This is a genomic window from Pseudomonas sp. HS6 (genome assembly GCF_023375815.1).
Classification (GTDB): domain Bacteria; phylum Pseudomonadota; class Gammaproteobacteria; order Pseudomonadales; family Pseudomonadaceae; genus Aquipseudomonas.
Map to the genome: position 1 here is coordinate 4802568 of NZ_CP067412.1, position 26538 is coordinate 4829105.

At 60.4% G+C, this 26538-nt stretch carries 22 protein-coding genes and 1 pseudogene; 20 read left to right on the top strand and 3 right to left on the bottom strand.

Annotation, left to right across the window (positions count from 1 at the left end; translation table 11 throughout):
• The first annotated feature begins 235 nt into the window (after positions 1-235).
• The 10 genes from dksA to pgi all read left to right on the top strand — a co-directional run bounded on the left by dksA (position 236) and on the right by pgi (position 12936).
• Entirely contained in the window at positions 236-679 is a 444-nt protein-coding gene (gene dksA, locus JJN09_RS21725; RefSeq protein ID WP_249483702.1) for an RNA polymerase-binding protein DksA, read from the top strand.
• 83 nt (positions 680-762) lie between these two features.
• Positions 763-1659, top strand: a complete 897-nt coding sequence (gluQRS, locus tag JJN09_RS21730) for a tRNA glutamyl-Q(34) synthetase GluQRS (protein ID WP_249483704.1) — start codon at positions 763-765, stop codon at positions 1657-1659.
• A gap of 77 nt (positions 1660-1736) precedes the next feature.
• Positions 1737-1913, top strand: a complete 177-nt coding sequence (locus JJN09_RS21735; RefSeq protein WP_003176118.1) for a hypothetical protein — start codon at positions 1737-1739, stop codon at positions 1911-1913.
• Positions 1897-4851: a sensor histidine kinase gene (locus JJN09_RS21740; protein WP_249483706.1), complete on the top strand. Its 2955-nt coding sequence runs from the start codon at positions 1897-1899 to the stop codon at positions 4849-4851. The genes JJN09_RS21735 and JJN09_RS21740 overlap by 17 nt, the downstream gene beginning before the upstream one ends.
• A 22-nt stretch (positions 4852-4873) precedes the next feature.
• Positions 4874-6310, top strand: a complete 1437-nt coding sequence (locus JJN09_RS21745) for a sigma-54 dependent transcriptional regulator (protein ID WP_249483708.1) — start codon at positions 4874-4876, stop codon at positions 6308-6310.
• Positions 6311-7045: 735 nt separating this feature from the next.
• Positions 7046-8446 carry a polynucleotide adenylyltransferase PcnB gene (locus JJN09_RS21750; protein ID WP_249483710.1) on the top strand — a complete coding sequence of 467 codons (1401 nt, stop codon included), beginning with the start codon at positions 7046-7048 and terminating at the stop codon, positions 8444-8446.
• Positions 8447-8449: 3 nt separating this feature from the next.
• A complete protein-coding gene (gene folK / locus JJN09_RS21755; RefSeq protein ID WP_249483711.1) occupies positions 8450-8935 on the top strand; it encodes a 2-amino-4-hydroxy-6-hydroxymethyldihydropteridine diphosphokinase in 486 nt (161 codons plus the stop codon).
• Positions 8936-9255: 320 nt separating this feature from the next.
• Positions 9256-10056, top strand: coding sequence for a 3-methyl-2-oxobutanoate hydroxymethyltransferase (gene panB / locus JJN09_RS21760; RefSeq protein WP_249483712.1), 801 nt, complete (start codon positions 9256-9258; stop codon positions 10054-10056).
• Positions 10053-10913, top strand: coding sequence for a pantoate--beta-alanine ligase (gene panC / locus JJN09_RS21765; protein WP_249483713.1), 861 nt, complete (start codon positions 10053-10055; stop codon positions 10911-10913). The genes panB and panC overlap by 4 nt, the downstream gene beginning before the upstream one ends.
• A gap of 358 nt (positions 10914-11271) precedes the next feature.
• Positions 11272-12936: a glucose-6-phosphate isomerase gene (gene pgi, locus JJN09_RS21770; RefSeq protein WP_249483714.1), complete on the top strand. Its 1665-nt coding sequence runs from the start codon at positions 11272-11274 to the stop codon at positions 12934-12936.
• 21 nt (positions 12937-12957) lie between these two features.
• Here the strand turns inward: pgi and JJN09_RS21775 are convergent.
• Positions 12958-13047: pseudogene (locus tag JJN09_RS21775) on the bottom strand (metal ABC transporter ATP-binding protein); the annotation flags it as partial.
• A gap of 80 nt (positions 13048-13127) precedes the next feature.
• Between JJN09_RS21775 and acs the strand changes: the two are divergent.
• The 5 genes from acs to JJN09_RS21800 all read left to right on the top strand — a co-directional run bounded on the left by acs (position 13128) and on the right by JJN09_RS21800 (position 20434).
• Positions 13128-15065: an acetate--CoA ligase gene (gene acs / locus JJN09_RS21780; protein WP_249483715.1), complete on the top strand. Its 1938-nt coding sequence runs from the start codon at positions 13128-13130 to the stop codon at positions 15063-15065.
• A 50-nt stretch (positions 15066-15115) separates the two neighbouring features.
• Positions 15116-15985, top strand: coding sequence for an oxygenase MpaB family protein (locus JJN09_RS21785; RefSeq protein WP_249483716.1), 870 nt, complete (start codon positions 15116-15118; stop codon positions 15983-15985).
• A gap of 54 nt (positions 15986-16039) precedes the next feature.
• The gene (locus JJN09_RS21790; protein WP_249483717.1) at positions 16040-17056 is read left to right on the top strand and encodes a class I SAM-dependent rRNA methyltransferase; all 1017 of its coding nucleotides are present in this window, start codon (positions 16040-16042) and stop codon (positions 17054-17056) included.
• Between the two features lie 130 nt (positions 17057-17186).
• On the top strand, positions 17187-20138 hold the full coding sequence (locus JJN09_RS21795) for a DUF748 domain-containing protein (protein ID WP_249483718.1): 2952 nt from the start codon (positions 17187-17189) through the stop codon (positions 20136-20138).
• Positions 20138-20434 (top strand): DUF2845 domain-containing protein, encoded by a 297-nt coding sequence (locus JJN09_RS21800; RefSeq protein WP_249483719.1) that lies wholly within the window; start codon positions 20138-20140, stop codon positions 20432-20434. Before JJN09_RS21795 ends, JJN09_RS21800 begins: the two co-directional genes overlap by 1 nt.
• A gap of 165 nt (positions 20435-20599) precedes the next feature.
• On the opposite strand, the gene JJN09_RS21805 is transcribed toward JJN09_RS21800, so the two are convergent.
• Together JJN09_RS21805 and JJN09_RS21810 are read right to left on the bottom strand one after the other, a co-directional pair.
• Positions 20600-20956, bottom strand: a complete 357-nt coding sequence (locus JJN09_RS21805; RefSeq protein ID WP_096820895.1) for a BON domain-containing protein — start codon at positions 20954-20956, stop codon at positions 20600-20602.
• Between the two features lie 298 nt (positions 20957-21254).
• The gene (locus JJN09_RS21810) at positions 21255-21698 is read right to left on the bottom strand and encodes a pilin (RefSeq protein WP_249483720.1); all 444 of its coding nucleotides are present in this window, start codon (positions 21696-21698) and stop codon (positions 21255-21257) included.
• A gap of 226 nt (positions 21699-21924) precedes the next feature.
• Here JJN09_RS21810 and pilB point away from each other — a divergent pair, with 226 nt between their 5' ends.
• The 5 genes from pilB to yacG are packed head-to-tail and all read left to right on the top strand — an operon-like array spanning position 21925 to position 26536.
• Positions 21925-23625: a type IV-A pilus assembly ATPase PilB gene (pilB, locus tag JJN09_RS21815; protein WP_249483721.1), complete on the top strand. Its 1701-nt coding sequence runs from the start codon at positions 21925-21927 to the stop codon at positions 23623-23625.
• Positions 23626-23627: 2 nt separating this feature from the next.
• Entirely contained in the window at positions 23628-24845 is a 1218-nt protein-coding gene (locus tag JJN09_RS21820; RefSeq protein ID WP_249483722.1) for a type II secretion system F family protein, read from the top strand.
• Position 24846: 1 nt separating this feature from the next.
• Entirely contained in the window at positions 24847-25719 is an 873-nt protein-coding gene (locus tag JJN09_RS21825) for an A24 family peptidase (RefSeq protein WP_249483723.1), read from the top strand.
• Positions 25716-26339, top strand: a complete 624-nt coding sequence (gene coaE / locus JJN09_RS21830; protein ID WP_249483724.1) for a dephospho-CoA kinase — start codon at positions 25716-25718, stop codon at positions 26337-26339. The genes JJN09_RS21825 and coaE overlap by 4 nt, the downstream gene beginning before the upstream one ends.
• A complete protein-coding gene (yacG, locus tag JJN09_RS21835) occupies positions 26336-26536 on the top strand; it encodes a DNA gyrase inhibitor YacG (RefSeq protein ID WP_096820889.1) in 201 nt (66 codons plus the stop codon). The genes coaE and yacG overlap by 4 nt, the downstream gene beginning before the upstream one ends.
• Positions 26537-26538: the final 2 nt, after the last annotated feature.

Here is a 26538-nt window from a genome sequence, read left to right on the forward strand (position 1 = left end):
GACCCGAGCGTACGCTCCAGAATTGACTAAAATCAGTGATTGATCAGGTCTCCATTACCACCGGACATGGCTTGGCAAACATTTGCAGGCACCACCGGCCGCGGGCTCGACATCCGGGAGTAGCGCGGGCCGAATTGATCTGGTAAGTTCGCCCGCTTGCAGCCGCAGGGCCGGCAGGTGTCGGTGATGGAGCAATCCTGCGCAATGGATTACAAGAGTAGAGGCGGTCCATTTCATGCCCACCCAAGCAAAGCAGCAGCAGAATCAGACGATCAGCGGTTTCGAACCTTATGTTCCGAAAGCGGGCGAAGAGTATATGGGCGCCCCGATGCGCGCGCACTTCACCAAGATCCTGTCCAAGTGGAAACACGAGTTGATGCAGGAAGTCGACCGTACTGTTGATCACATGAAGGACGAAGCAGCCAACTTCCCTGATCCGGCCGACCGTGCCAGCCAGGAAGAAGAGTTCGCCCTTGAGCTGCGCGCCCGCGACCGCGAGCGCAAGTTGATCAAGAAGATCGACAAGACGCTGCAACTGATCGAAGACGAAGAGTACGGCTGGTGTGATTCCTGCGGCATCGAGATCGGCGTCAAGCGCCTCGAAGCCCGCCCGACTGCCGACATGTGCGTCGACTGCAAGAACCTTGCGGAAATCAAGGAAAAGCAGGTCGGCAAGTAATCCCGACCTGAACGAAAAACGGAGCGTGCGAACGCTCCGTTTTTGTTTCCGCCGTTTTTTACTCTTCAAGTAACATCGCCCTCATGACTGCCAACACCCTCCCCGCTTACATCGGCCGCTTTGCCCCGACGCCCAGTGGACACCTGCACTTCGGCTCGCTGGTAGCAGCGCTCGCTTCTTATCTGGATGCCCGTTCGGTGAATGGCCGTTGGCTGGTGCGCATGGAAGATCTTGATCCGCCCCGCGAAGAGCCGGGCGCGCAAACAGCGATTCTCAGGGCACTGGAAAGCTACGGTTTCGAATGGGACGGCGAGATGGTTCGCCAGAGCGACCGGCACGAAGCCTACGCGCAAGTGCTCGACAGCCTGTTCAATCACGGCCTGGCGTACGCCTGCACCTGCTCGCGCAAACAACTGGAGCCTTATCACGGCATTTATCCGGGACTGTGCCGCAATGCCGGCCATGGTCAGGAAGACGCCGCGATCCGCCTGCGCGTGCCGGAGCTGGAATATCACTTCATCGACCGGGTGCAGGGCGAATACCGCCAGCACCTGGGCCGCGACGTGGGTGATTTCGTGATCCGCCGCCGCGATGGCCTCTACGCCTATCAACTGGCGGTGGTGCTGGACGACGCCTGGCAGGGCATTACCGATATCGTGCGCGGTGCCGATCTGCTCGACTCGACGCCGCGCCAGCTCTATCTGCAAGAACTGCTGGGCCTGCGCCAGCCACGTTTTCTGCACCTGCCGCTGATTACCCAGCCCGACGGCAACAAGCTCGGCAAGTCCTACCGCTCGCCACCGCTGGAAGCCGATCAGGCCACACCGTTGCTGCTGCGGGCGTTGCGGGCACTGGGGCAAAATCCCGGCACCGAACTGGCCCACGCCTCGCCGCAAGAACTGTTGAACTGGGGCCGCGCCCACTGGGATGCCTCAAAAATCCCGCGCACACTGACCCTGCCCGAAGCGCAACTGCTGTGACGACACTTGCAGTGGCGCGCCCATCCGTTACCATCGCCGCACGTTTTCGGGCACGCGCATAAAAAAGAGAGGCCGGGATGTACATCTATCGCTTGGTCCTGCTTCTGGTCGTGGGGATCTACCTGTTTTCTCCCGCCATCATGGATTGGTGGATCGACGCCACGGGCGCCTGGTATCGCCCTTATCTGCTCTGGCTGATCCTGATCGTCGTGACCTTCATCCTTCAGAGCCAAAAAGATGCCGATGAGCTTTAGCCTGACCCAGATGCTGCTGATCAGCGCCGCCTACCTGGCCGCGCTGTTCGGAGTGGCGTGGATCAGTGAACGGGGCATGATCCCGCGGGCGATCATTCGCCATCCGTTGACCTACACCCTGTCGCTGGGGGTCTACGCCAGTGCGTGGGCGTTCTACGGTACGGTCGGTCTGGCTTATCAGTACGGCTACGGCTTTCTGTCCAGTTATCTCGGGGTGTCCGGCGCGTTTCTGCTGGCACCGGTGCTGCTGTATCCGATCCTGAAGATCACCCGCACCTATCAACTGTCGTCGCTGGCGGACTTGTTCGCCTTTCGCTTCCGCAGCACCTGGGCCGGTGCGCTGACCACGATTTTCATGTTGATCGGTGTATTGCCGTTGCTGGCGTTGCAGATCCAGGCCGTGGCCGATTCCATCGGCATCCTCACCGGTGAACCCGTGCAGAGTCGCGTGGCACTTGCGTTCTGCGCACTGATCATCCTGTTCACGATATTCTTCGGCTCGCGCCATATCGCCACCCGCGAAAAACATGAAGGGCTGGTGTTCGCGATTGCCTTCGAATCGGTGATCAAACTGGCCGCCCTCGGCGGCGTCGGCCTCTATGCCTTGTACGGCGTGTTCGACGGTCCGCAACAGCTTGAATTGTGGCTACTCCAGAATCAGACCGCCCTCGCCGCCCTGCACACCCCTTTGCAGGAAGGCCCGTGGCGCACGCTGCTGCTGGTGTTTTTCGCCTCAGCGATCGTGATGCCGCACATGTATCACATGACGTTCACCGAGAACCTCAACCCGCGCTCTCTGGTGAGTGCGAGCTGGGGCCTGCCATTGTTTCTGCTGTTGATGAGCCTGGCCGTTCCGCTGATTCTCTGGGCCGGCCTGAAACTCGGGGCCACCACCAACCCGGAATACTTCACCCTCGGCATCGGCATTGCTGCCAACAGCAAGGCACTGGCGTTGCTGGCGTATGTCGGCGGCCTGTCGGCGGCCAGCGGCCTGATCATTGTCACCACGCTGGCGTTGTCGGGCATGGCCCTGAATCACCTGGTGCTGCCGCTCTACCAGCCACCTGCCGAAGGCAATATCTATCGCTGGTTGAAATGGACCCGCCGGGCACTGATCGTCGCGATCATCATGGCCGGTTTCTGCTTCTACCTGATGCTCGGCGCCGAGCAGGATCTGGCCAACCTCGGCATCGTCGCGTTTGTGGCAACCCTGCAATTTCTGCCGGGCGTGCTGTCGGTCCTTTACTGGCCGACCGCCAATCGCCGTGGTTTCATCGCCGGACTGCTGGCGGGGATTCTGGTGTGGGTGGTGACCATGCTGCTGCCGCTGGTCGGCAATTTGCAGGGTTTCTATATCCCGCTGCTGAACATGATCTACGTGCTGGACGACACCAGCTGGCACATGGCGGCCATCGCCTCGCTGGCGGCCAACGTCTTGATGTTCACCCTGATCTCGCTGTTCACCAACGCCAGTCCGGAAGAGGCCAGCGCCGCCGAAGCCTGCGCGGTGGACAACGTGCGTCGCCCGCAACGCCGGGAACTGCATGCGGCCTCCCCGCAGGAGTTCGCCACGCAACTGGCGAAGCCATTGGGTGCCAAAGCGGCGCAAAAGGAAGTCGAACAGGCTCTGCGCGACCTCTATCTGCCTTTTGATGAGCGCCGCCCTTATGCGTTGCGTCGTCTTCGTGACCGGATCGAAGCCAACCTGTCCGGCCTGATGGGCCCGAGCGTCGCCCAGGACATGGTAGAAACCTTCCTGCCGTACAAGGCCGGCGGCGAAAACTACGTCACCGAAGACATCCACTTTATCGAAAGCCGCCTCGAGGACTACCACTCGCGCCTCACCGGTCTGGCCGCCGAACTCGATGCCTTGCGCCGTTACCACCGTCAGACCCTGCAGGAGCTGCCGATGGGTGTCTGCTCGCTGGCCAAGGATCAGGAGATCCTGATGTGGAACAAGGCCATGGAAGAGCTGACCGGGATTGCCGCACAACGGGTCGTCGGCTCGCGCTTGAGCACCATCGCCAATCCGTGGAAAGAATTGCTGCAAGGTTTCATCAACCTGCCCGACGAGCACTTGCACAAACAGCATCTTGCACTCGACGGCCAGACCCGCTGGCTGAACCTGCACAAAGCGGCCATCGACGAGCCACTCGCGCCGGGTAACAGCGGCCTGGTGCTGCTGGTGGAAGACCTGACCGAAACCCAGATGCTCGAAGACAAACTGGTGCACTCCGAGCGCCTGGCCAGCATTGGCCGACTCGCAGCCGGCGTGGCCCATGAAATCGGCAACCCGATCACCGGCATCGCGTGTCTTGCGCAAAACCTGCGTGAAGAACGCGAAGACGACGGCGAACTGACGGAAATCAGCGGCCAGATCCTCGAACAGACCAAACGCGTGTCACGCATCGTGCAGTCGCTGATGAGCTTCGCCCACGCTGGTAGCCATCAGCACAGCGACGAGCCCGTCTGTCTGGCGGAAGTGGCTCAGGACGCCATCGGCCTGCTGGCTCTGAACCGACGCAACTTCGAAGTCCAGTTCTATAACCTGTGCGACCCCGACCACTGGGTCGAAGGCGACCCGCAGCGGCTCGCCCAGGTCTTGATCAATCTGCTCTCCAACGCCCGCGACGCCTCGCCTGCCGGCAGTGCGGTGCGGGTCAAGAGCGAAGCCGGCGAACACACGGTCGATCTGATCGTCGAGGACGAAGGCAGCGGTATTCCGAAGAACATCATGGACCGATTGTTCGAACCCTTCTTCACCACCAAGGATCCTGGCGAAGGCACCGGTCTGGGCCTTGCACTGGTCTATTCCATCGTTGAAGAGCATTATGGACAAATCACCATCGACAGCCCGGCTGATGTTCCGAGCCAGCGCGGCACCCGTATCCGGGTGACATTGCCGCGTCATGTCGAAGCGACGTCCGCTGTGAACTGAGACCGTCGAGAGTATCGAATCAATGCCGCACATTTTGATCGTCGAAGACGAAACCATTATCCGCTCCGCCTTGCGCCGCCTGCTGGAACGCAACCAGTATCAGGTCAGCGAAGCCGGTTCAGTGCAGGAAGCACAAGAACGCTTCAGTATTCCCACTTTCGATCTGATCGTCAGCGACCTGCGTCTGCCGGGTGCTCCGGGCACCGAGCTGATCAAGCTTGGCCAGGGCACACCGGTGCTGATCATGACCAGCTACGCCAGCCTGCGCTCGGCGGTCGACTCGATGAAGATGGGCGCGGTGGACTACATCGCCAAGCCTTTCGACCACGACGAGATGCTTCAGGCTGTCGCGCGGATCCTGCGCGATCGTCAGTCGGCGCCGGCTGCCGGCGAAATTGTTACTGGCAAAACGGCCAACGGTAACGGCAAGTCTGCCGTCGACAACAGCAACGGCGAGATCGGCATCATCGGCTCCTGCCCGCCGATGCAGGACCTTTACGGCAAGATCCGTAAAGTCGCGCCGACCGATTCCAATGTGCTGATCCAGGGCGAATCCGGCACCGGTAAAGAGCTGGTGGCCCGCGCCCTGCACAACCTGTCGAAACGCGCCAAGGCACCGATGATTTCGGTGAACTGCGCAGCCATTCCGGAAAGCCTGATCGAGTCCGAACTGTTCGGCCACGAGAAAGGTGCGTTCACTGGTGCCAGCGCAGGTCGCGCCGGTCTGGTGGAAGCGGCGGACGGCGGCACGCTGTTTCTCGACGAGATCGGCGAATTGCCACTTGAAGCTCAGGCTCGTTTGCTGCGCGTGTTGCAGGAAGGCGAAATTCGCCGGGTGGGCTCGGTTCAGTCGCAGAAGGTCGATGTCCGACTGATCGCCGCAACTCACCGTGACCTCAAGAGCCTGGCGAAAATCGGCCAGTTCCGTGAGGACTTGTACTACCGCCTCCACGTGATCGCGTTGAAACTGCCGGCCCTGCGCGAGCGCGGTGCAGACGTCAACGAAATCGCCAATGCGTTCCTCGCTCGTCAAAGCGCGCGCATCAACCGCACCGACCTGAAATTTGCCGCCGATGCCGAGCAGGCAATCCGGCACTATTCTTGGCCGGGTAACGTGCGGGAGCTGGAAAACGCCGTCGAGCGCGCCGTGATCCTGAGCGAAAGCCCGGAAATCTCCGCCGACCTGCTGGGCATCGACATCGAGCTGGGCGATCTGGAAGACGACGAGTTCATTGGTCTGCCGGCGCAACCGACCGGTAACGCCGGCAACAGCAGCCACGAGCCGACCGAAGACCTGTCACTGGAAGACTATTTCCAGCATTTCGTGCTTGAGCACCAAGACCACATGACCGAGACCGAACTGGCGCGAAAACTGGGCGTCAGCCGCAAATGCCTGTGGGAACGTCGCCAGCGTCTGGGCATTCCACGGCGCAAGACCGGAGTCGCCAGCGAGAGCTGAACGTTACCTGTAGAGTGTGCGGGTAACGGTTGAAGATGTGAAAAAACTGTTACCTCAGTCATTTCACGTAACAGAAGCCGGGGTTATCGGTAACGAAACCCCGGCTTTTTTTCGCCCTGCGAAAACGGTTATATCGACCTAACCCCTTGTTTTATTGGGTTTCACAAAAGTTGGCACGGCACCTGCTATATGTTTGGTACAAGAACAATAACAAGCAATGCACAAGACAATAAAAATAAGACGAATCGACTCACGCACAATAAAAACAAGACGGCGAGAGGCGCAGCTAACTGATTCTTTTGGAGAGGCGTTGTATTTGGGGCTTGCCCCACGACCAGGCCGAGAACAACAAAAAACTGTCTTAAGACAGAGCCTGTACTGGTTGGATCGAGAGATCACTGCAATTCAGCGACCAAAGCAATCCGTTTGCTCTTGGCTCCCGATTGGGAGGGTCATGAAGGAAAAGCTTCATGACGAGGGCACTCAATAAAAACAAGAAGCCCGAATCAATAATAAAAAGAGCACGCAACTACTTCTTGGGGAGCTTCGGCTCCCCTTGTAGTTTCTCCCCCGCAGCAAAATCTCCCTCACTCATGCAATTCGACGCCTTTAGCCTGCGGTTTGCAGCGCAAAATGCCTGCGTCCTACACCATCACTCGACTAAATGCTAGAATCCCGGCCCATCATGCGGTCATTCTTTGGTCTGGCCGAACATTCCTTCAAACAGTGCATCCCATGCTGAAGAAGTTGTTCCAGTCATTCCGAACTCCCGTTCGTCGTACTCAACACATCCGTAGCACGCCTGAAGTCCTCAACAGCGGCCAACACTCGCTGCAAAAGGGCCAATTCAGCCGTTACGCGGTCAACATCGTCGAACGTCTGCAAGGCGCCGGTTACCAGGCTTATCTGGTCGGCGGTTGTGTGCGCGACATGCTGCTGGGCATCACGCCCAAAGACTTCGACGTCGCCACCAGTGCCACCCCCGAGCAGGTTCGCGCCGAATTCCGCAATGCGCGGATCATCGGCCGCCGCTTCAAGCTGGTGCACATCCATTTCGGTCGCGAAATCATTGAAGTCGCAACCTTCCGCGCCAATCACCCGCAAAACGAAGATGACGAAGACAGCAACCAGTCTTCGCGCAACGAGAGCGGGCGCATTCTGCGTGACAACGTCTACGGCACACTGGAAGAGGACGCGCAACGCCGCGACTTCACCATCAACGCCCTGTATTACGATCCGGTCAGCGAGCGCATTCTCGATTACGCCAATGGCGTACACGACATCCGCAATCACCTGATCCGCCTGATCGGCGACCCGAAGCAGCGCTACCAGGAAGACCCGGTGCGGATGCTGCGGGCCGTACGTTTCGCCGCCAAGCTCAACTTCGGCATCGAAAAGCACACCGTCCAGCCGATCCGCGAGCTGGCGCCGATGCTGCGCGAGATTCCATCGGCCCGGTTGTTCGAGGAAGTGCTCAAGCTGTTCCTCTCCGGGCATGGCGCCATCACCTTCGAAATGCTGGTCGACCTGCAACTGTTCGCGCCGTTGTTCCCGGCCAGTGCCGATGCGCTGGAACACAACCCGGAATACACCCACACGCTGATCAGCGAAGCACTGACCAACACCGATCTGCGGATCAAGCAGAACAAACCGGTGACCCCGGCGTTCCTGTTTGCCGCGCTGCTGTGGCCTGCCCTGCCGGCCCGTGTGTTGCGTCTGCAAGAGCGTGGCATGCCGCCGATTCCGGCGATGCAGGAAGGCGCTCACGAACTGATCGCCGAACAATGCCAGCGAATTGCGATTCCAAAACGCTTCACCATGCCGATCCGCGAGATCTGGGACATGCAGGAACGCCTGCCTCGCCGCAGCGGCAAACGCGCCGACCTGTTGCTGGACAATCCGCGCTTCCGCGCCGGCTACGACTTCCTGCTGCTGCGTGAAAGCGCCGGCGAGCAGACCGATGGCCTGGGCGAATGGTGGACCGATTATCAGGACGCCAACGACAGCGAACGCCGCGACATGATCCGCGACCTCAGCGGTAAGGGTGATGACGCGAGTGGCGCTCCGCGCAAGCGTCGCCGCAGCAGCGGTTCCAAGCGCAAACGCGCCGGCGCACCGAGCGCCACGGGCGAATAAGGCATGGAACGCATCTACATCGGCATGGGCAGCAACCTGGCTGACCCGGCCGAACAACTGCGCAGCGCGGTCGACGCCTTGGGGCAACTGCCGGATACAGCCCTTGTAGGCGTGTCTGCCTTTTACCAGAGCGACTCGTTGCTGCCGGGCCAGCCCCGTTACACCAACGCGGTGGCGGCGCTGGACAGCACACTCGCCCCGCTGGACCTGCTCGATGCCCTGCAAGCCATCGAAAACGATCAGGGCCGCGAACGCCTGGAACGCTGGGGCCCGCGCACGCTGGATCTGGACATCCTGCTGTTCGGTGACCGTCTGATCGACGAGCCGCGCCTCAAAGTCCCGCATTACCACATGCAGGAACGCGCATTCGTTCTATATCCCTTGGCCGAACTGGCCCCCGAAGATCTCCGCCTGGCCGATGGTCGCAGTCTTGCCGATCTGCTAGCGGCCTGTCCGTTCGTCGGCCTCGAGCGCCTCTCCCACGCCTGACCCCAACCGCCGATGCGGGAGCAAACTGGCTCCCGCATTTTGCGTTCTTGTAGGACAAAAACTCCGTAGATCAGGCCCGCCGGCCCGCTGAATCGCATCAGTAACGCCGGTAACACTCCCGTCGTAACAATGCGGTAACACATGCAATTGACTTCCTGAGGCCTCATCACGACTATAGGCGTCCCGCTGCCGCCAACCCGGCATACAAGGGCGCAATCCAGGCCTTATAAGCACGACAAAAGAGCGTGCGCCTGAATAGATGACGAATCACGCGCGTTACTCGCAGTAGTTTCCAAAGCGCCTGAACGAGGATTTCTTACATGCCAGCCATCACCCTGACCACGCTCCAGAGCCTCAAGCAGAAAGGTGAAAAAATCACCATGCTGACCTGCTATGACGCGACCTTCGCCCACGCCTGCAACGAGGCCGGTGTCGAAGTGCTGCTGGTGGGCGACTCCCTCGGCATGGTCCTGCAAGGTCACGACAGCACCTTGCCGGTGACCATTGCGGAAATGGCCTACCACACTGCCTGCGTCAAACGCGGCAACACCGATGCCTTGATCCTGGCCGACCTTTCTTTCATGGCCAATGCCACCCTCGAACAAACCATGACCAACAGCGCCATGCTGATGCAGGCCGGCGCACACATGGTCAAGGTCGAAGGCGCGCTGTGGCTGGCGGAGTCGATCCGCCTGCTGGCCGAACGCGGCGTTCCGGTCTGCGCCCACATGGGCCTGACCCCGCAAGCCGTGAACATTCTCGGCGGCTATAAAGTGCAGGGTCGCAACGAAAACCAGGCGCGCCAGATGCGCGCTGACGCGATCTCCCTGGAGCAGGCCGGCGCGGCCATGTTGCTGCTGGAATGCGTACCAAGTGAACTGGCGGCTGAAATCAGCCAGGCCGTGAAAATCCCGGTGATCGGCATCGGCGCCGGCTTCGACACCGACGGTCAGGTGCTGGTATTGCATGACATGCTCGGCCTGTCGATCAGCGGCCGCGTACCGAAATTCGTGAAGAACTTCATGCAAGGTCAGGACAGCATCCAGTCCGCATTGAAGGCTTACGTCAGTGAAGTCAAAGCCGTCACCTTCCCCGGGATCGAACACGGATTCTCTGCATGAACACCGTCAAAACCGTACGTGAACTGCGCGCCGCCGTGGCGCGCGCCCGCAGTGAAGGCAAGCGCATCGGCTTTGTGCCAACGATGGGCAACCTGCACAGCGGCCACATCGCGCTGGTGACCAAGGCCAAACAGCGAGTGGACTTCGTGGTCGCGAGCATTTTCGTCAACCCGCTGCAGTTCGGCGCCGGCGAAGACCTCGACAAATACCCGCGCACCCTCGCAGCCGATCAGGAAAAACTGCTGGAAGCCGGTTGCTCCCTGCTGTTCGCCCCGACCGTCGAAGAGATGTATCCCGACGGCATGGCCGGCCAGACCCGGGTCAGCGTGCCGCAATTGTCCGAAGGATTGTGCGGCGCCAGCCGTCCCGGACATTTCGAAGGTGTGGCCACAGTGGTCAGCAAGCTGTTCAACATGGTCCAGCCGGATCTGGCGATTTTCGGTCAGAAGGACTATCAGCAACTGGCGGTAATCCGTGCGCTGGTGCATGACCTGAACATGCCGATTCAGATCATCGGCGAGCCGACCGTGCGTGCCGCCGACGGCCTGGCACTGTCCTCGCGCAACGGTTTCCTCAACGAGGAACAACGTGCCGTGGCACCCGTGGTCTATCGTGCCCTGAGCAGCATTGCCGAGTCGATCAAGCAGGGTGAGCGCGACTTTCCGGCATTGATCCAGGCTCAGCGGCAACAGCTGGAAGCCGCCGGCCTGCGTCCGGACTACCTGGAAATCCGCCACGCCCTGACCCTGCGTCCGGCGACGGCGGAAGATCGTGACCTGGTGATTCTGGTGGCCGCATTCCTCGGCACGACGCGGTTGATCGACAACCTGCACCTGAACCTCGATACCCCTGCCTGAGCACCGCAATATCAGAATGTGAGAGTGAGCCAGCTCGCTCTCACATTCGTGTTACCTCCTCTTCCAAACCGTATTGCTGACCACCAGACCATCGGGCAAACTGCCCGCCGTTTCACTGCGCGCGAAAAGCAGGGACTTGCCCGCATTACTCGCCGTCTGTCGGCCGCTCCTGTTATCGATGTTAAAAAAGTACAGGTAACAGGTCAGAAGAAGCCAAGACAGATCGCAGCGCTAGGTTTACTGTATTCGCCCTGCGCCAGTGTAATCGTGTCGACGCAGTTGCCCCCTCGCCCAAACATGGCGGGGAGGTCTTTTCAGTGTTCAAAAGGCCGTTCAAGTAAAAAGGAAAACCGCAGCGATGGCGTACTACCGCACTCCTCATGACGTTACCGCTCTGCCTGCCTGGCAAGCGTTGAAAGATCACCGCCAAGCCATGCAGGATTTCAGCATGCGCGAAGCCTTCAACGCCGATCCGCAGCGCTTCAATCAGTTCACTCTCAGCAGCTGCGGACTGTTTCTCGACTATTCGAAGAATCTGATCAACGCCGAGACCCGCAACCTGCTGGTGGGTCTGGCCAATGAAGTCGATCTCAAAGGCGCGATCAAGGCGCTGTTCGACGGCGAAATCGTCAACTCCTCCGAAGGCCGCCCGGCGCTGCACACCGCCCTGCGTCGCCCGGTCGGCGACAAGCTGTCGGTCAACGGCGTCAACGTGATGCCTGAAGTACACAAGGTGCTGAACCAGATCACCGATCTCGTGGGCCGTATCCACGACGGTCTGTGGCGCGGTTACACCGAGAAACCGATCACCGACGTGGTGAACATCGGCATCGGTGGCTCGTTCCTCGGCCCTGAACTGGTCTCCGAAGCCTTGCTGTCCTACGCCCAGAAAGGCGTGCGTTGCCATTACCTGGCGAACATCGACGGCAGCGAATTCCACGAGCTGACGCAAAAACTGCGCGCCGAGACCACGCTGTTCATCGTGTCCTCGAAGTCGTTCAACACCCTCGAAACCCTGAAAAACGCCCAGGCCGCGCGTGCCTGGTACCTGGCTCAGGGCGGTTCGGAAGCCGAGCTGTATCGTCACTTCATCGCCGTATCGAGCAACAACGCGGCAGCTGTGGCCTTCGGTATCCGCGAAGAAAACATCTTCCCGATGTGGGACTGGGTCGGCGGTCGTTACTCGCTGTGGTCGGCCATCGGTCTGCCAATCGCGCTGGCCATCGGCATGTCCAACTTCAAGGAACTGCTGTCCGGTGCCTACACCATGGACCAGCATTTCCAGAGCGCGCCGTTCGAACAGAACATGCCGGTACTGCTGGCCCTGCTCGGCGTGTGGTATGGCAACTTCTGGGGCGCGCATAGCCACGCGATCCTGCCGTACGACCACTACCTGCGTAACATCACCAAGCACTTGCAACAGCTGGACATGGAATCCAACGGCAAGAGCGTTCGTCAGGACGGCTCCGCGGTGTCGACCGACACTGGCCCGGTGATCTGGGGCGGCGTCGGCTGCAACGGTCAGCATGCTTATCACCAGTTGCTGCACCAAGGGACCCAACTGATCCCGGCCGACTTCATCGTGCCGATCGTCAGCTTCAACCCGGTGTCCGACCACCATCAGTGGCTGTACGCCAACTGCCTGTCGCAGAGCCAGGCACTGATGCTCGGCAAGACCCTGCCGGAAGCCGAAGCGGAACTGCGCGACAAGGGCATGAGCGAAGCCGAAGTGCAGAAACTGGCACCACACAAGGTGATCCCGGGCAACCGTCCGAGCAACACCATCGTGGTCGAGCGCATCAGCCCGCGTCGTCTCGGCGCACTGGTGGCGATGTACGAACACAAAGTCTTCGTGCAAAGCGTGGTCTGGGGCATCAACGCCTTCGACCAGTGGGGCGTGGAACTGGGCAAGGAACTGGGCAAGGGCGTGTACAACCGCCTGGTCGGCAGCGAAGAAAGCGTTGCCGAAGATGCTTCTACCCAAGGCCTGATCAACTACTTCCGCGGCCGTCACCGCGGCTGATTTGATCGCGCTGTAGTAACCCTGTGGGAGCGAGCTTGCTCGCGATTGCGGTTTTTCATTCAACATCAATGTTGATTGGGACTTCGCCTTCGCGAGCAAGCTCGCTCCCACAGTCGTTTGTGGATGACTTGAACCTCTTGGACTCTCGGCGCATCTTTATCCTTGTCGCACAACAAGAATAAGGAACCGTCATGTTCGATATCAGCACGTTCCCCAAAGCCGATGCCGTCCGCCGGGCTGCCCAGTTGAGTCAGGACGACTACCATCGCCTGTACCGCGAATCCATTGAACACCCCAGCACCTTCTGGGCCGAACAGGCCACACGCTTCCTCGACTGGAGCACGCCGTGGCAGACCGTCCAGCGCTATGACCTGAAGACCGGCGAAGCTTCATGGTTTGCCGGGGCGAAACTGAATGTCAGCTACAACTGCATCGACCGACACCTGGAAAAGCGCGGCGATCAGACCGCCATCCTCTGGGAAGGCGACGACCCTGCCGAATCGACGCAAATCACCTACAACAAACTCCATCACCACGTCTGCCGACTGGCCAACGTGCTGAAAAGCCGTGGCGTGAAGAAAGGCGATCGAGTCTGCATCTACATGCCGATGATCCCCGAAGCAGCCTACGCCATGCTCGCCTGCACGCGCATCGGCGCGATTCACTCGGTGGTGTTCGGCGGTTTCTCCCCGGACTCGTTGCGCGACCGCATTCTCGATGCCGACTGCCGCACCGTGATCACCGCCGATGAAGGCGTGCGTGGCGGCAAGTTCGTGCCGCTGAAACAGAATGTCGACAAGGCCCTGCAAAGCTGCCCGGACGTCAGCACCGTGGTGGTGGTCGAACGCACACAGAACAAGATCGACTGGGTCGAAGGCCGTGACCTCTGGTATCACCAGGCCGTGCGCGACGTCAGCGACGATTGCCCGCCGGAACCGATGGACGCCGAAGATCCGCTGTTCATCCTCTACACCTCCGGCAGCACCGGCAAACCCAAGGGTGTGCTGCACACAACCGGCGGTTACCTGTTGCAAGCGGCGATGACCTTCAAGTACGTGCTCGATTACCGCAATGGCGAAGTGTTCTGGTGCACCGCCGACGTCGGCTGGGTCACCGGCCACAGCTATATCGTCTACGGCCCGCTGGCCAACGGCGCCACCACGCTGATCTTCGAAGGCGTGCCAAGCTACCCAAGCAGTTCGCGGTTCTGGCAGGTGATCGACAAACACAAGGTCAACATCTTCTACACCGCGCCGACCGCACTGCGCGCACTGATGCGTGAAGGTGCAGGTCCCTTGCAGGAAACGTCGCGCGAAAGCCTCAGATTGCTCGGCAGCGTCGGTGAGCCGATCAACCCGGAAGCGTGGGAATGGTATTTCAACGTCGTAGGCGAACAACGCTGCCCGATAGTCGATACCTGGTGGCAGACCGAAACCGGCGGGATCATGCTCAGTCCGCTGGTCAGTGCCCAGCGAATCAAACCGGGCTGCGCCACCCAACCGATGTTCGGCGTGCAACCGGTGCTGCTCGACGAGCATGGCAAGGAAATCAAAGGCGCCGGCAGCGGCGTGCTGGCGATCAAGTCGAGCTGGCCGGCGCAGATCCGCAGCGTCTACGGCGATCCGCAGCGCATGGTCGACACCTACTTCAAGCCCTACCCCGGTTACTACTTCACCGGCGACGGCGCGCGCCGCGACGAGGACGGCGACTACTGGATCACCGGGCGCATCGACGACGTGATCAATGTCTCCGGCCATCGCATCGGCACCGCCGAGGTCGAGAGCGCGTTGGTGCTACACGAAAGCATCGCCGAGGCCGCAGTCGTTGGTTACCCCCACGACGTCAAAGGCCAGGGCATCTATGCCTTCGTCACGCCCATGAACGGCGCCGAACCCAACGACGAGCTGAAGAAGGAACTGCTGGCCCACGTCAGCAAGGAGATCGGCAGTTTCGCCAAACCGGACCTGATCCAATGGGCCCCGGCCCTGCCGAAAACCCGCTCCGGCAAGATCATGCGGCGGATTCTGCGCAAGATTGCCTGCAACGAACTCGACAGCCTCGGCGACACCTCGACCCTGGCCGACCCGAGCGTGGTGCAGGGGCTGATCGACAAGCGCCTTAACCAGTAGAATCACAGGCGCGGTCAACCGGCCGCGCTGCCCTTCACCACTGAGTTGCCATGGAATTCATCCGCAGCCGTATCGAAAACCAACTCATGAGCCTGACCGGTCTGTCCCTCGGCCAGCTCGATCTGGAAAACCCCAAGGGCGATCCCGGCCTGTTCGGCCCGGACTCAATCAGTTGGCAGGTACACGGCGACTTCAGCAGCATGTTGATCGGCGGCATCAGTGCCTTGTTACTGCAAGCCTTGCATCCGCTGGCCCTGGCCGGCGTCTGGGACCACTCGAACTTTCGCCAGGACATGCTCGGCCGCCTGCGTCGTACCAGTCAGTTTGTCTCCGGCACTACGTTCGGCTCGCGGCGGGACGCCGAATGGCTGATCGAGAAAGTCCGCACCATCCACCTGCAAGTCGTCGGCACCGCGCCCGATGGCCGGCCCTATGCGGCAAGTGATCCGGATCTGCTGACCTGGGTGCACGTGGCCGAAGTCAGCAACTTTCTCGCCGCCCATTTACGTTACCGCAACCCACAGTTGTCGCCGGTCGATCAGGATCGTTACTACACGGAAATCGCCGTGGTTGCTGAACGACTGGGTGCCCGGAGTGTGCCGAAGTCGCGCCAGGCCGTGGCCGATTACCTGCAACGCATGCGTCCGCAGTTGCTGTGTGACGAGCGCAGTCGTGAAGTACTGCGCCTGTTGCTCGATGCGCCGGCTCCCAGTGTTCTGGCGCGGCCGTTTGGCGATCTGATGATGAAGGCCGGCATCGACCTGCTGCCGGACTGGGCCAGCGACATGCTGGATGCCCGCCAAAACCCGTTGCAACGTCAGTTGATTCGCGCCAGTGTCAAACGCAGTGCACCGATGCTGCGTTGGGCAATGCGCAATGGATCGGTTCAGCGGGCCCAGCGGCGGATGGGGCTGAGCTGAAGCTCAGTAACTGCTAAACTCCCGCGCCCCGATTCCCTCCAGCAAGGCGCAAGCATGTCTTCCCTGAATCAGGCGCTGCGCGCCGCCCTCGATCAACGCCAGGATCTGCTCGCCGAGCTGCACCGCCAGGGCACCGACTGCTATCGCCTGTTCCACGGCAGCCAGGAAGGCGCCGGCGGCCTGACTATCGATCGCTACGGCCCGCAACTGATGGTGCAGAGTTTCCACCAGACGCTGGAACTCGCCGACCTGCTGCAACTGCACGCCACAGTAAATGAAACCTTGGGCCTGCAAACCCTGCTGGTTTACAACGACCGCTCCCGTGGCAACTCGCGCATTGATCGTGAGGACAATGTGTACCGCGCCGACGACGCAGCACTGGTTGATCTGGTCGGCCACGAATGGGGCCTGAACTACCGTGTGCGCGGACGCCATGCCGGCCAGGATCCACTGTTGTTCCTCGACCTGCGCAACACCCGCGGCTGGGTCAAGGATCACGCCAAGGGCAAAAGCGTGCTCAACCTGTTTGCCTACACCTGCGGCGTCGGCCTCAGCGCGGCCGCCGGTGGTGCCCGCGAGGTGTGCAACCTGGATTTCGCCGAGGGCAACCTGGCAGTCGGGCGCGAGAACGGTTTGCTCAATCCGCAACTGCCGACCATGGAGTTCATCCAGTCCGACTACTTCCCGGCGATCCGCCAGTTGGCCGGCCTGCCGATCAGTCAGCGTCGCGGACAGAAACTGCCGAGCTATCAACGCCTCGAACAGCGCCAGTACGATCTGGTGCTGCTCGACCCTCCAGCCTGGGCCAAAAGCGCGTTCGGCACGGTCGATCTGCTGCGCGACTATCAAAGCCTGCTCAAGCCGGCCCTGCTGACCACCGCCGAAAATGGCGTGCTGATCTGCTGCAACAACCTGGCGAAAGTCAGCATGGACGACTGGCGCGAACAGGTGCTGCGTTGCGCCGAGAAGGCCGGGCGCCCGGTGCGCGAGTGGAGCGTGATGACACCGGGTGCCGACTTCCCTTCGCAGGATCAACAGCCGCCGTTGAAGACCCTGATCCTTCAACTCTGACCCCATCTGTAGGAGCTGCCGAAGGCTGCTCCTACAGACATTGCAGACAAATCTGAATAATCCTGTCTCGCGCGATGTACTTCGGAACCGGAATCGCGTGCCATACTCCAAGGCACTCCGATTCAGACAGATGAAGCCGCACATGCCCAAAGGATTGATTCGCGCGATTGGCGCCTTGTTGACTGCTCTGGCCCTCTACAGCCTGCTGGGGTTTCTGATTTTGCCGGGCATTGCGCTCCGGATCGCCAACCAGCAACTGGCCAACTACGCCACGGTGCCTGCGCACATCCAGCGTATCGAACTCAATCCATTCAGCCTCGAAGTCACGCTTTGGGGCCTGGTCATCGGCGAGCCGGGCAAGGAACAGGTCGGTTTCGAACGCCTGTACGCCAATCTGCAACTCGACAGCCTGTGGACAAAAGCCCTGCACCTGTCCGACATCGAACTGGACAAACCCAAGACCGAAGTCCTGTTCGCCCAGGACGGCAAGCTCAATCTGCTGGGTTTGTTCAAGCTGCCGGCCAGTGAACCGACGCCGACCGATCCGAATGCCAAACCGTTTCCTCTGCGTATCGACCGGATCAAACTGGCCGGTGGCAACGTGCACTTCCAGGATGCACGCCCGAGCGAGCCGATCGAATTCCTCTACGACAAGCTCGATTTCGAACTGAACAACCTCAGCACCCTGCCCGAAGACAACGCCGACATGACCCTGGTCGCCATCGGCCCGGCTGGTGGGCAGATCGACTGGAAAGGCAACTTCAGCCTGATCCCGATCGCTTCCGAAGGCACGCTCAAAGTCACCGATGGCCAGATGAAAGCCTTCTGGCCCTACGTGCGCGACGCCGTGCCGTTGGTGCTGGAAAACGGCGTGGTCAGCCTGAGCACCGACTACAAGCTCAACCTGTCCAAGGAAACCGAGCTGCTGTTGAGCAACGTGTCAGTCAGCGTCGCACCGTTTGCGATCAAGGCCCCGGACGGGCGCCCGCTGGCGAAACTCGACCGCCTCGACGTCAGCGAGACCACGGTGGACCTGGCCAAGCAGCAAGTAGTGGTCGGCAAGATCCGCAGCCAGAAACTCGAAACCTGGGCCGCCCTTGAAGCGGACGGGCAACTGGACTGGCAAAAACTGTTCGCCAGTCAGCCGTCCAAGCCTGCCGCCAAAGCGGCGGCGGAACCGAAAAGCACGCCGGCGGCTGCCGACTCACCGAAACCGGAACCGGCCGCACCGGGAAAACCGTGGCAGGTGCTGCTCAAGGACGTGCAACTGCGTGACTACAAAGTGCATCTGGCCGACCGCTCGGCGAAGCCGGAAGTCACGCTGGATGTCACGCCGCTGAACGTCGACCTGCAGAATTTCGACAGCCTCAACGGCTCGCCCTTCAACGTCAAACTGGACACCGGCCTGGGCAAGCAAGGCAAGATCAGCGCCGACGGCGTGGTCAATCTGGCCCCGGTCACGGCTCAGCTCAACGTGAAGACCCAGGACATCGACCTTCGCGTGGCCCAGTCCTACATCAACCCGTTCATCAAACTCGAACTGCGCAGCGGCATGCTCGGCAGCGACCTGAAAGTGAACCTGAAGAGTACCGATCCGCTGGCACTCAGCGTTACCGGACGCGCCCAGGTCGATCAGTTGCACACCCTCGATACTCTGAAGACCCGCGACTTCCTCAAGTGGCAGCAAGTGGTGGTCGAAGGCCTGAACTATCAGCACGGCGACAGTCTGTCGATCGACAAGATCAACCTGTTCCAGCCCTATGTGCGATTCATGATCAACGATGACCGCACCACCAACATCGACGACTTGCTGATTCCGCAACCTGCCGATTCCGGGGCGAAAACGGCAGCGGCCAAACCGGCCGGCAACTCGAAACCGCTGGGCATTCATATCGGTGGCATTGCGATCAATGACGGCTCGGCCAACTTCGCCGACTTCAGCCTGACCCCGAACTTCGCCACTGCTGTCCAACAGCTAAACGGCCAGATCGGCACCATCGACAGCCGTCAGGCGAAACCCGCCAGCGTCGACGTCAATGGCAAGGTCGACCGCTATGCACCGGTGACCATCAAGGGCGCGGTCAACCCGTTCGACCCGATGGCCAGCCTCGACATCGCCACCAGTTTCAAACGGGTCGAACTGACCACCCTGACGCCCTACTCCGGCAAGTTTGCCGGTTACCGGATCCGCAAGGGCCGGCTCAATCTCGACCTGCACTACCTGATCACCAAGGGACAGCTCAAGGCCGAGAACAAAGTGGTGATCGAGCAATTGCAACTGGGTGAGAAAGTCGACAGCCCGGATGCCGTGAGCCTGCCGCTGAAACTGGCGATTGCGCTGCTCAAGGACGTGGACGGAAAGATATCCATCGAACTGCCGGTCACCGGCGACCTGAACAACCCGCAATTCAGCGTGATGCCGATTGTCTGGCAGACCCTGCGCAACCTGATCGTCAAAGCCGCCGCCGCACCGTTCAAGATGATTGGCGGATTGATCAGCGGTGGCGGTTCCGAAGATCTCGGCACCGTGTCCTTCGCACCGGGCTCCAGCGAACTGAACAAGGACGCCGAAGCGGCGCTGGTCAAACTGTCGCAGGCCTTGAAGGAGCGTCCGGCCCTGCGTCTGGAAATCGAAGGCACCGCCGCCCAGAGCAGCGACGGTCCGTTGATTGCCGAGCAGCGTCTAGAGCGCGAATACCAGTACAACTACTACAAGATGCTGCAGCGCCGTGGCGACAAGGTGCCGGCTCAGGCATCACTGATCCAGGTACCGGATGGCGAAAAAGGCCCGCTGCTCGAAGGCATCTACCGCACCCGCCTGAAAACCCAGCCACCGGCCGAGTGGAAAGACCTGGGCAAAGAAGAGCGCACCGCGAAAATGCGTGCGGACGTGATCAAGTTCTGGAGCTCCAGCGATGTGCTGCTGCGCCAGCTCGGTCAGGACCGTGCCAGCAGCATCAAGGACTACCTCGTCGACAAGGGCCAACTGGCCGACGACCGCGTGTACTTCATCGACGCCAATCTCGGCGAAGCGGAGAGCGACGGCCGTGTGGTGACGCAAATGCATCTGGATGCCGAGTGATGAACCGCCAATGGCTGGCGGTAATGGCGCTGGCGCTCGTCGCCGGCCAGGCGTCGGCTTCCGATACGCTGCGTTGCGGCAGCCAGTTGGTCAGCCTTGGCGACCGCTCCAGCGAGGTGCTGCAAAAGTGCGGTGAACCCGTCAGCCGCGACGTGCTGGGCTACAAGCGCAGTATCAATCGCCGGGAAGAGTTTCAGGTCGAGGAATGGACCTACGGCCCGAGCAACGGCATGTACCAATACCTGCGCTTTGAAGGCAATCGCCTGAAACAGATCAACAGCAAGCGCGGCAACTGACCTCCCCGCTTTTCCTCCCCTGAAATAGAACAGGCCCCGACACATGTGCCGGGGCCTGTAATGGCCACATTCCGTGTGGCCGTTCGCATGAACTCTAAAGTGCGGCAGACGTATTGCTCGGCCCGCCTGTCGCGTCTTCTCCCGGTTCAGGCGAGAAGTCTTGCCTTACTCGGCTTTCAGGCCGTCAGCGGAGACCGCTTTGACGCCTTTGATTTTCTTGGCGATGGCCACGGCGGTAGTTTTCTGAGCTTCGGTGATGGCAACGGTCGAAGACAGGGAGACGACACCTTTGTTGGTTTCTACTTTGATGTCAGTGCCTGGAATGCCTTTTTCGGTGACCAGGTCGCTTTTGACTTTGGTGGTGATCCAGGTGTCGGAAGTGGCTTCTTTCGCCTTGGTCATTTCACCGGCGGCCAGGGTCATTGGCGCCTGGGTTGCCTGAGTGGATTGTGCGAATGCGCCGGTGGCCATGGTCAGGGTCAGCGCGGTAGCAGCAGCGGCAGTGATAGCGAACTTCTTCATACGAGTAACTCCTGTTTTTCTGGAAAGTCTGCTGCGTGTCTTGTCAGCAGGGTTACCAGGGATATTGCGAACGCTGTGCCAACTTTTCGAAATAGAATAATCCTTTATAAATCAATAAGTTATTAATTTCGCGAAATTCCGGAATCATGCAAATTGCATGACCTTCGAATTATCTGCATGCAAGTTGCGGCTTTTGGGAAAGTTCCTAACACACTGAAAAGATTGAAGCTTTTTGTGAAGTGCTGCGCAAAAGAAAATGCCCCGCGAGGCGGGGCATTTCAGTGGGCTGCAAAGCCGATCAAGTACCGCTGCCTGGGCAACCTTTAGGGGCGTAGTCGGCGTTGACGGTCGAAGCGCAGCTCCAGACGCCGGCAGTGTTGCCGGTCGCCCCGCCGGTGCGGGTCAGCGTGATGGTTTTGCCCAGCACCGGCGCCGGTGCATTCGCGATGGTGCAGACGATCGTGCCTGCGCCCGAAGACGCGGTGCCGGATGCGGTCACTGTGCCGCAGTTGGTTGTTACGTAAGTCGCGCTCCCCGTGACGTTTGTCAGTGATGGGTCGGTACCTTGATTAATGGTGTCCTCGAACGGCACTTTGAGGGCGCTGATTTCCGCCAGCCCTGCCGTCACCTTCGACCGAGCCTGGTACTTGGTGTATTGCGGCAACGCGATGGTGGCCAGAATGCCGATGATCGCCACGACGATCAGCAGCTCGATCAGAGTGAAACCTTGTTGTTTCTTCATAGACACGCTCCATGCATGAGTCGGAATCTCATGATCTGAACAAGACTCAGCACAGCCCGTGCCAAGGCGTTCATCCCCATGTTGGCTGGGCGTGATCACGTTATCGCGGCGTTTCCTACAACCTGAAACCGCACTATCTGACACTTTTTGTCACCTGCACCGAGGCGGTTTGGCGCTGTCACTTGACTAGGCTATAAGTCATGAACTGTCTGCATCCGGGATTCCCATGAATGACATCGCTCTGAGCGGTCTGGCCAAGCAATTGGTACAGGCCGAACTGCTCACGGAAAAAAGCGCCCAGCAAGCCTGGCAGCAGGCCCAGCGCAATCGCCTGCCGCTGGTCAGCTATCTGGTACAGAACAAACTGGTGAAGAGTTCACAGGTCGCCGAGATTGCCTCGGAGCATTTCGGCATGGCGTTCCTCGACCTCAATTGCCTCGACAAAGAGACCCAGCCCAAGGGCCTGGTCAGCGAAAAACTGGTGCGCCAGCACCACGCCCTGCCCCTGTGGCGGCGCGGCAACAAGCTGTTCGTGGGGATTTCCGACCCGAGCAATCATCAGGCAATCAACGACATTCAGTTCAGCACCGGGCTGACCACCGAAGCCATCCTGGTGGAGGACGACAAGCTCACCGACGCCATCGAGAAGTTCTTCGACACCCACGCCTCCGGCCTGGAGGACATGGCCGACGTCGACCTCGACGGGCTGGATGTCGAGTCCATCGATGACAGCAAGCAGGACGCCATCGGCGTGCTGGACGCCGACGATGCGCCGGTGGTGCGTTTCGTCCACAAGATGCTGCTGGACGCGATCAAGAGCGGTTCCTCAGACCTGCACTTCGAACCCTACGAAAAAAACTACCGGGTGCGGGTGCGTACCGACGGCATCCTGCGCGAAGTGGCCAAGCCGCCGATTCAACTGGCAGGACGCATCGCCGCACGCCTCAAGGTCATGGCCAGCCTCGACATCTCGGAACGGCGCAAACCTCAGGACGGGCGACTGAAAATGCGCCTGTCGAAAACCAAGTCGATCGATTTCCGGGTCAACACCCTGCCGACCCTGTGGGGCGAAAAAGTGGTGATCCGGATCCTCGACCCGTCCAGCGCGCAGATCGGCATCGACGCCCTCGGCTACGAGCCGGAGCAGAAAGAACTCTACCTGGCCGCCCTGAAACAGCCGCAAGGCATGATTCTGGTCACCGGCCCCACCGGTTCCGGCAAGACCGTGTCGCTGTACACCGGGCTCAACATCCTCAATACCGTCGACATCAACATCTCCACCGCCGAAGACCCGGTAGAGATCAACATGGAAGGCATCAACCAGGTCAACGTCAATCCTAAGCAGGGGCTGGACTTCGCCCAGGCCCTGCGCTCGTTCCTGCGTCAGGACCCGGACGTGATCATGGTCGGTGAAATCCGTGACTTGGAGACCGCCGAGATCGCCATCAAAGCAGCGCAGACCGGTCACCTGGTGCTCTCCACGCTGCACACCAACAGCGCCGCCGAGACACTCACCCGCTTGCACAACATGGGCATTCCCGGCTTCAACATCGCCACCTCGGTCAGCCTGATCATCGCCCAGCGTCTGGCGCGAAAACTCTGCAGCCACTGCAAGAAGCCCATCGAGATTCCTCGCGAAACCTTGCTCAAGGAAGGCTTCCCCGAGGAACGCATTGGCAGTTTCACGATCTATGAGCCCGCCGGATGCGATCACTGCAACGGCGGCTACAAGGGACGCACCGGGATTTATGAAGTGGTGAAAAACACCCCCGAGCTGCAACGGCTGATCATGGCCGAGGGCAACTCATTGGAAATCGACAGCCAGATGCGCCTGGACGGCTTCAACGACCTGCGCACCTCGGGACTGATCAAGGCGATGCAAGGCATCACCAGCCTTGAAGAAATCAACCGAGTCACCAAGGACTGAACATGGCGGTCAAGGCAGCGAAAATCAGTGTCTATGCCTGGGAAGGCACCGACAAGAAAGGCAGCAGGATCACCGGCGAACTGAGCGGGCAGAACCCCGCACTGATCAAGGCCCAGTTGCGCAAGCAGGGCATCAACCCCGGCAAGGTGCGCAAGAAATCCGCGTCGTGGCTGAATTTCGGCAAACGCATCAAGCCGCTGGACATCGCCCTCTTCACCCGGCAGATGGCGACCATGATGAAGGCCGGCGTGCCGTTGCTGCAGTCGTTCGACATCATCGGCGAAGGCTTTGAAAACCCGGCGATGCGCAAACTGGTGGACGAGGTAAAACAGGAAGTCGCCGCCGGCAACAGCTTCGCCGCAGCCCTGCGCAAGAAGCCGCAATACTTCGACGAGCTGTACTGCAACCTGGTCGATGCCGGCGAACAAGCCGGCGCCCTCGACACCCTGCTCGAACGCGTGGCGACCTATAAGGAAAAGAGCGAAAGCCTCAAGGCCAAGATCAAGAAAGCCATGACCTACCCGACCGCCGTGATCCTGGTGGCGGCGGTCGTCACCGGGATTCTGCTGGTGAAAGTAGTACCGCAGTTTCAGTCGGTGTTTTCCGGGTTCGGTGCCGAACTGCCGGCGTTCACCCTGATGGTGATTGGTCTCTCGGAGTTCATGCAGCAATGGTGGTGGGCGATTCTCGGCGTGCTGGTTGCGGCGTTTTTCGGCACTCGACATGCCCTGAAAAAATCCCAGGCCCTGCGTGACCGGCGTGATGCCTGGCTGCTGAAACTGCCACTGGTGGGCACCATGATGTACAAGTCCGCCGTGGCCCGTTTCGCCCGAACCCTGTCGACCACGTTTGCCGCCGGCGTGCCGCTGGTCGAAGCGCTGGACTCGGTCGCTGGAGCCACCGGCAACGTGGTGTTCAAACGTGCGGTGCTGCGCATTCGTCAGGACGTTGCCACCGGCATGCAACTGAATTTCTCGATGCGCACCACCGGAATCTTTCCGAACATGGCGATACAGATGACCGCCATCGGCGAAGAGTCCGGCGCCCTGGACGACATGCTCGACAAGGTTGCCGGGTTCTACGAGGAAGAAGTGGATAACATGGTCGATAACCTCACCAGCCTGATGGAGCCTTTCGTCATGGTGGTGCTTGGGGTGATCGTCGGCGGACTGGTCGTGGCCATGTACCTGCCGATCTTCCAACTCGGCTCAGCGATCTGACATGCCCATCGACGAACTCTTCGCTTTCTATCCGCTGGCCTTTGTCTTCACCGCCCTGTTGCTCGGGCTGGTGGTCGGCAGCTTCCTCAACGTGGTGATCTGGCGCCTGCCGAAAATGCTCGAACGCGAATGGCGCCAGCAGGCCCACGACGTGCTCGGGTTGCCGGTAGAAACGCCTCCGCCTGTCTACAACCTGATGCTGCCGCACTCGCAGTGCCCGCATTGCGCCCACCGCATTCGTGCGTGGGAAAACATTCCGCTGCTCAGTTACCTGCTTTTGCGCGGCCGCTGCTCGTCATGCGCGGCGCCGATCAGCAAGCGTTATCCCTTGACCGAACTGGCCTGCGGCCTGCTCTCGGCGTTCATCGCCTGGCACCTGGGTTTTGGCTGGCCGGCGTGCCTGATGATCGTCCTGACCTGGGGCTTGCTGGCGATGAGTCTGATCGACACCGAGCATCAGTTGCTGCCTGATGTGCTGGTGCTGCCGTTGCTGTGGCTGGGGTTGATCGTCAACAGCTTCGGCCTGTTCGTCTCGCTGCACGACGCCCTGTGGGGAGCGGTGGCTGGCTACATGGCGCTGTGGTCGGTGTTCTGGCTGTTCAAGCTGCTCACCGGCAAGGACGGCATCGGTCACGGTGACTTCAAGTTGCTGGCGCTGCTCGGGGCCTGGGGTGGCTGGCAGATTCTGCCGCTGACCATCCTCCTGTCTTCGCTGGTGGGGGCGGTGCTGGGGGTGATTCTGCTCAAGCTGCGCGACCGAAAAACCTCGACGCCAATCCCCTTCGGGCCGTATCTGGCAATTGCCGGCTGGATTGCCTTGCTCTGGGGTGGTCAAATAACCGACTTCTATTGGCAGTTTGTCGGTTTGAAATGAATACCCCTGTGGAAAAACCCTGGATTCTCGGCCTGACCGGCGGCATCGGCAGCGGCAAAAGTGCAGCCGCCCAGCACTTCATCGACCTCGGCATCCATGTCGTGGATGCCGATCATGCAGCACGCTGGGTAGTTGAGCCGGGGCGACCGGCGCTGGCAAAAATTGCCGAGCACTTTGGCCCCGATGTCCTGCAGGCCGATGGCACGCTGGATCGCGCGGCGCTGCGCAAGCTGATCTTCGAGGTGCCGGAACAACGTCGCTGGCTCGAAGCGCTGCTGCATCCGTTGATCGCCGAGGAAATCGCCCATCACCTGGCGCTGGCAAAATCGCCTTACGCGATTCTGGTTTCGCCGCTGTTGATCGAGTCCGGACAGTACGCGATGACCCAACGGATACTGGTGATCGACGCTCCGCAGCAACTGCAAATCGAACGCACCTTGCAGCGTGACCAGACCAGCGAACAGCAGGTCCACGCCATCCTCAAGGCTCAATCCAGCCGCGAAGACCGCACAAGCCGAGCCGACGATGTGGTGGTCAACGACCGCGACCTCGCGTGGCTGCACAGCGAGGTCGAGCGCCTGCATCACTTTTACCTGACTTTATCTGGAGGCCAGTCATGAGCCCGATCCCGACCGTTGAATGCCCGACCTGTGGCGCCCCGGTGGAATTCACCCCCGAGAACAAATTCCGGCCGTTCTGCTCGGACCGCTGCAAACTGATCGACCTCGGCGCCTGGGCGTCGGAAGAACACAAGATTCCGGTAGCCCCGGATGCCGAGGACGAGCTGTTCTCCGGCGATTTCGATCCGCGTCACTGATC

Excerpts from the sequence above, each read along its gene's own strand:
- dksA (WP_249483702.1), top strand. The coding sequence starts at position 236 with ATGCCCACCCAAGCAAAGCAGCAGCAGAATCAGACGATCAGCGGTTTC.
- gluQRS (WP_249483704.1), top strand. The coding sequence starts at position 763 with ATGACTGCCAACACCCTCCCCGCTTACATCGGCCGCTTTGCCCCGACG.
- JJN09_RS21735 (WP_003176118.1), top strand. The coding sequence starts at position 1,737 with ATGTACATCTATCGCTTGGTCCTGCTTCTGGTCGTGGGGATCTACCTG.
- JJN09_RS21740 (WP_249483706.1), top strand. The coding sequence starts at position 1,897 with ATGCCGATGAGCTTTAGCCTGACCCAGATGCTGCTGATCAGCGCCGCC.
- JJN09_RS21745 (WP_249483708.1), top strand. The coding sequence starts at position 4,874 with ATGCCGCACATTTTGATCGTCGAAGACGAAACCATTATCCGCTCCGCC.
- JJN09_RS21750 (WP_249483710.1), top strand. The coding sequence starts at position 7,046 with ATGCTGAAGAAGTTGTTCCAGTCATTCCGAACTCCCGTTCGTCGTACT.
- folK (WP_249483711.1), top strand. The coding sequence starts at position 8,450 with ATGGAACGCATCTACATCGGCATGGGCAGCAACCTGGCTGACCCGGCC.
- panB (WP_249483712.1), top strand. The coding sequence starts at position 9,256 with ATGCCAGCCATCACCCTGACCACGCTCCAGAGCCTCAAGCAGAAAGGT.
- panC (WP_249483713.1), top strand. The coding sequence starts at position 10,053 with ATGAACACCGTCAAAACCGTACGTGAACTGCGCGCCGCCGTGGCGCGC.
- pgi (WP_249483714.1), top strand. The coding sequence starts at position 11,272 with ATGGCGTACTACCGCACTCCTCATGACGTTACCGCTCTGCCTGCCTGG.
- acs (WP_249483715.1), top strand. The coding sequence starts at position 13,128 with ATGTTCGATATCAGCACGTTCCCCAAAGCCGATGCCGTCCGCCGGGCT.
- JJN09_RS21785 (WP_249483716.1), top strand. The coding sequence starts at position 15,116 with ATGGAATTCATCCGCAGCCGTATCGAAAACCAACTCATGAGCCTGACC.
- JJN09_RS21790 (WP_249483717.1), top strand. The coding sequence starts at position 16,040 with ATGTCTTCCCTGAATCAGGCGCTGCGCGCCGCCCTCGATCAACGCCAG.
- JJN09_RS21795 (WP_249483718.1), top strand. The coding sequence starts at position 17,187 with ATGAAGCCGCACATGCCCAAAGGATTGATTCGCGCGATTGGCGCCTTG.
- JJN09_RS21800 (WP_249483719.1), top strand. The coding sequence starts at position 20,138 with ATGAACCGCCAATGGCTGGCGGTAATGGCGCTGGCGCTCGTCGCCGGC.
- JJN09_RS21805 (WP_096820895.1), bottom strand. The coding sequence starts at position 20,956 with ATGAAGAAGTTCGCTATCACTGCCGCTGCTGCTACCGCGCTGACCCTG.
- JJN09_RS21810 (WP_249483720.1), bottom strand. The coding sequence starts at position 21,698 with ATGAAGAAACAACAAGGTTTCACTCTGATCGAGCTGCTGATCGTCGTG.
- pilB (WP_249483721.1), top strand. The coding sequence starts at position 21,925 with ATGAATGACATCGCTCTGAGCGGTCTGGCCAAGCAATTGGTACAGGCC.
- JJN09_RS21820 (WP_249483722.1), top strand. The coding sequence starts at position 23,628 with ATGGCGGTCAAGGCAGCGAAAATCAGTGTCTATGCCTGGGAAGGCACC.
- JJN09_RS21825 (WP_249483723.1), top strand. The coding sequence starts at position 24,847 with ATGCCCATCGACGAACTCTTCGCTTTCTATCCGCTGGCCTTTGTCTTC.
- coaE (WP_249483724.1), top strand. The coding sequence starts at position 25,716 with ATGAATACCCCTGTGGAAAAACCCTGGATTCTCGGCCTGACCGGCGGC.
- yacG (WP_096820889.1), top strand. The coding sequence starts at position 26,336 with ATGAGCCCGATCCCGACCGTTGAATGCCCGACCTGTGGCGCCCCGGTG.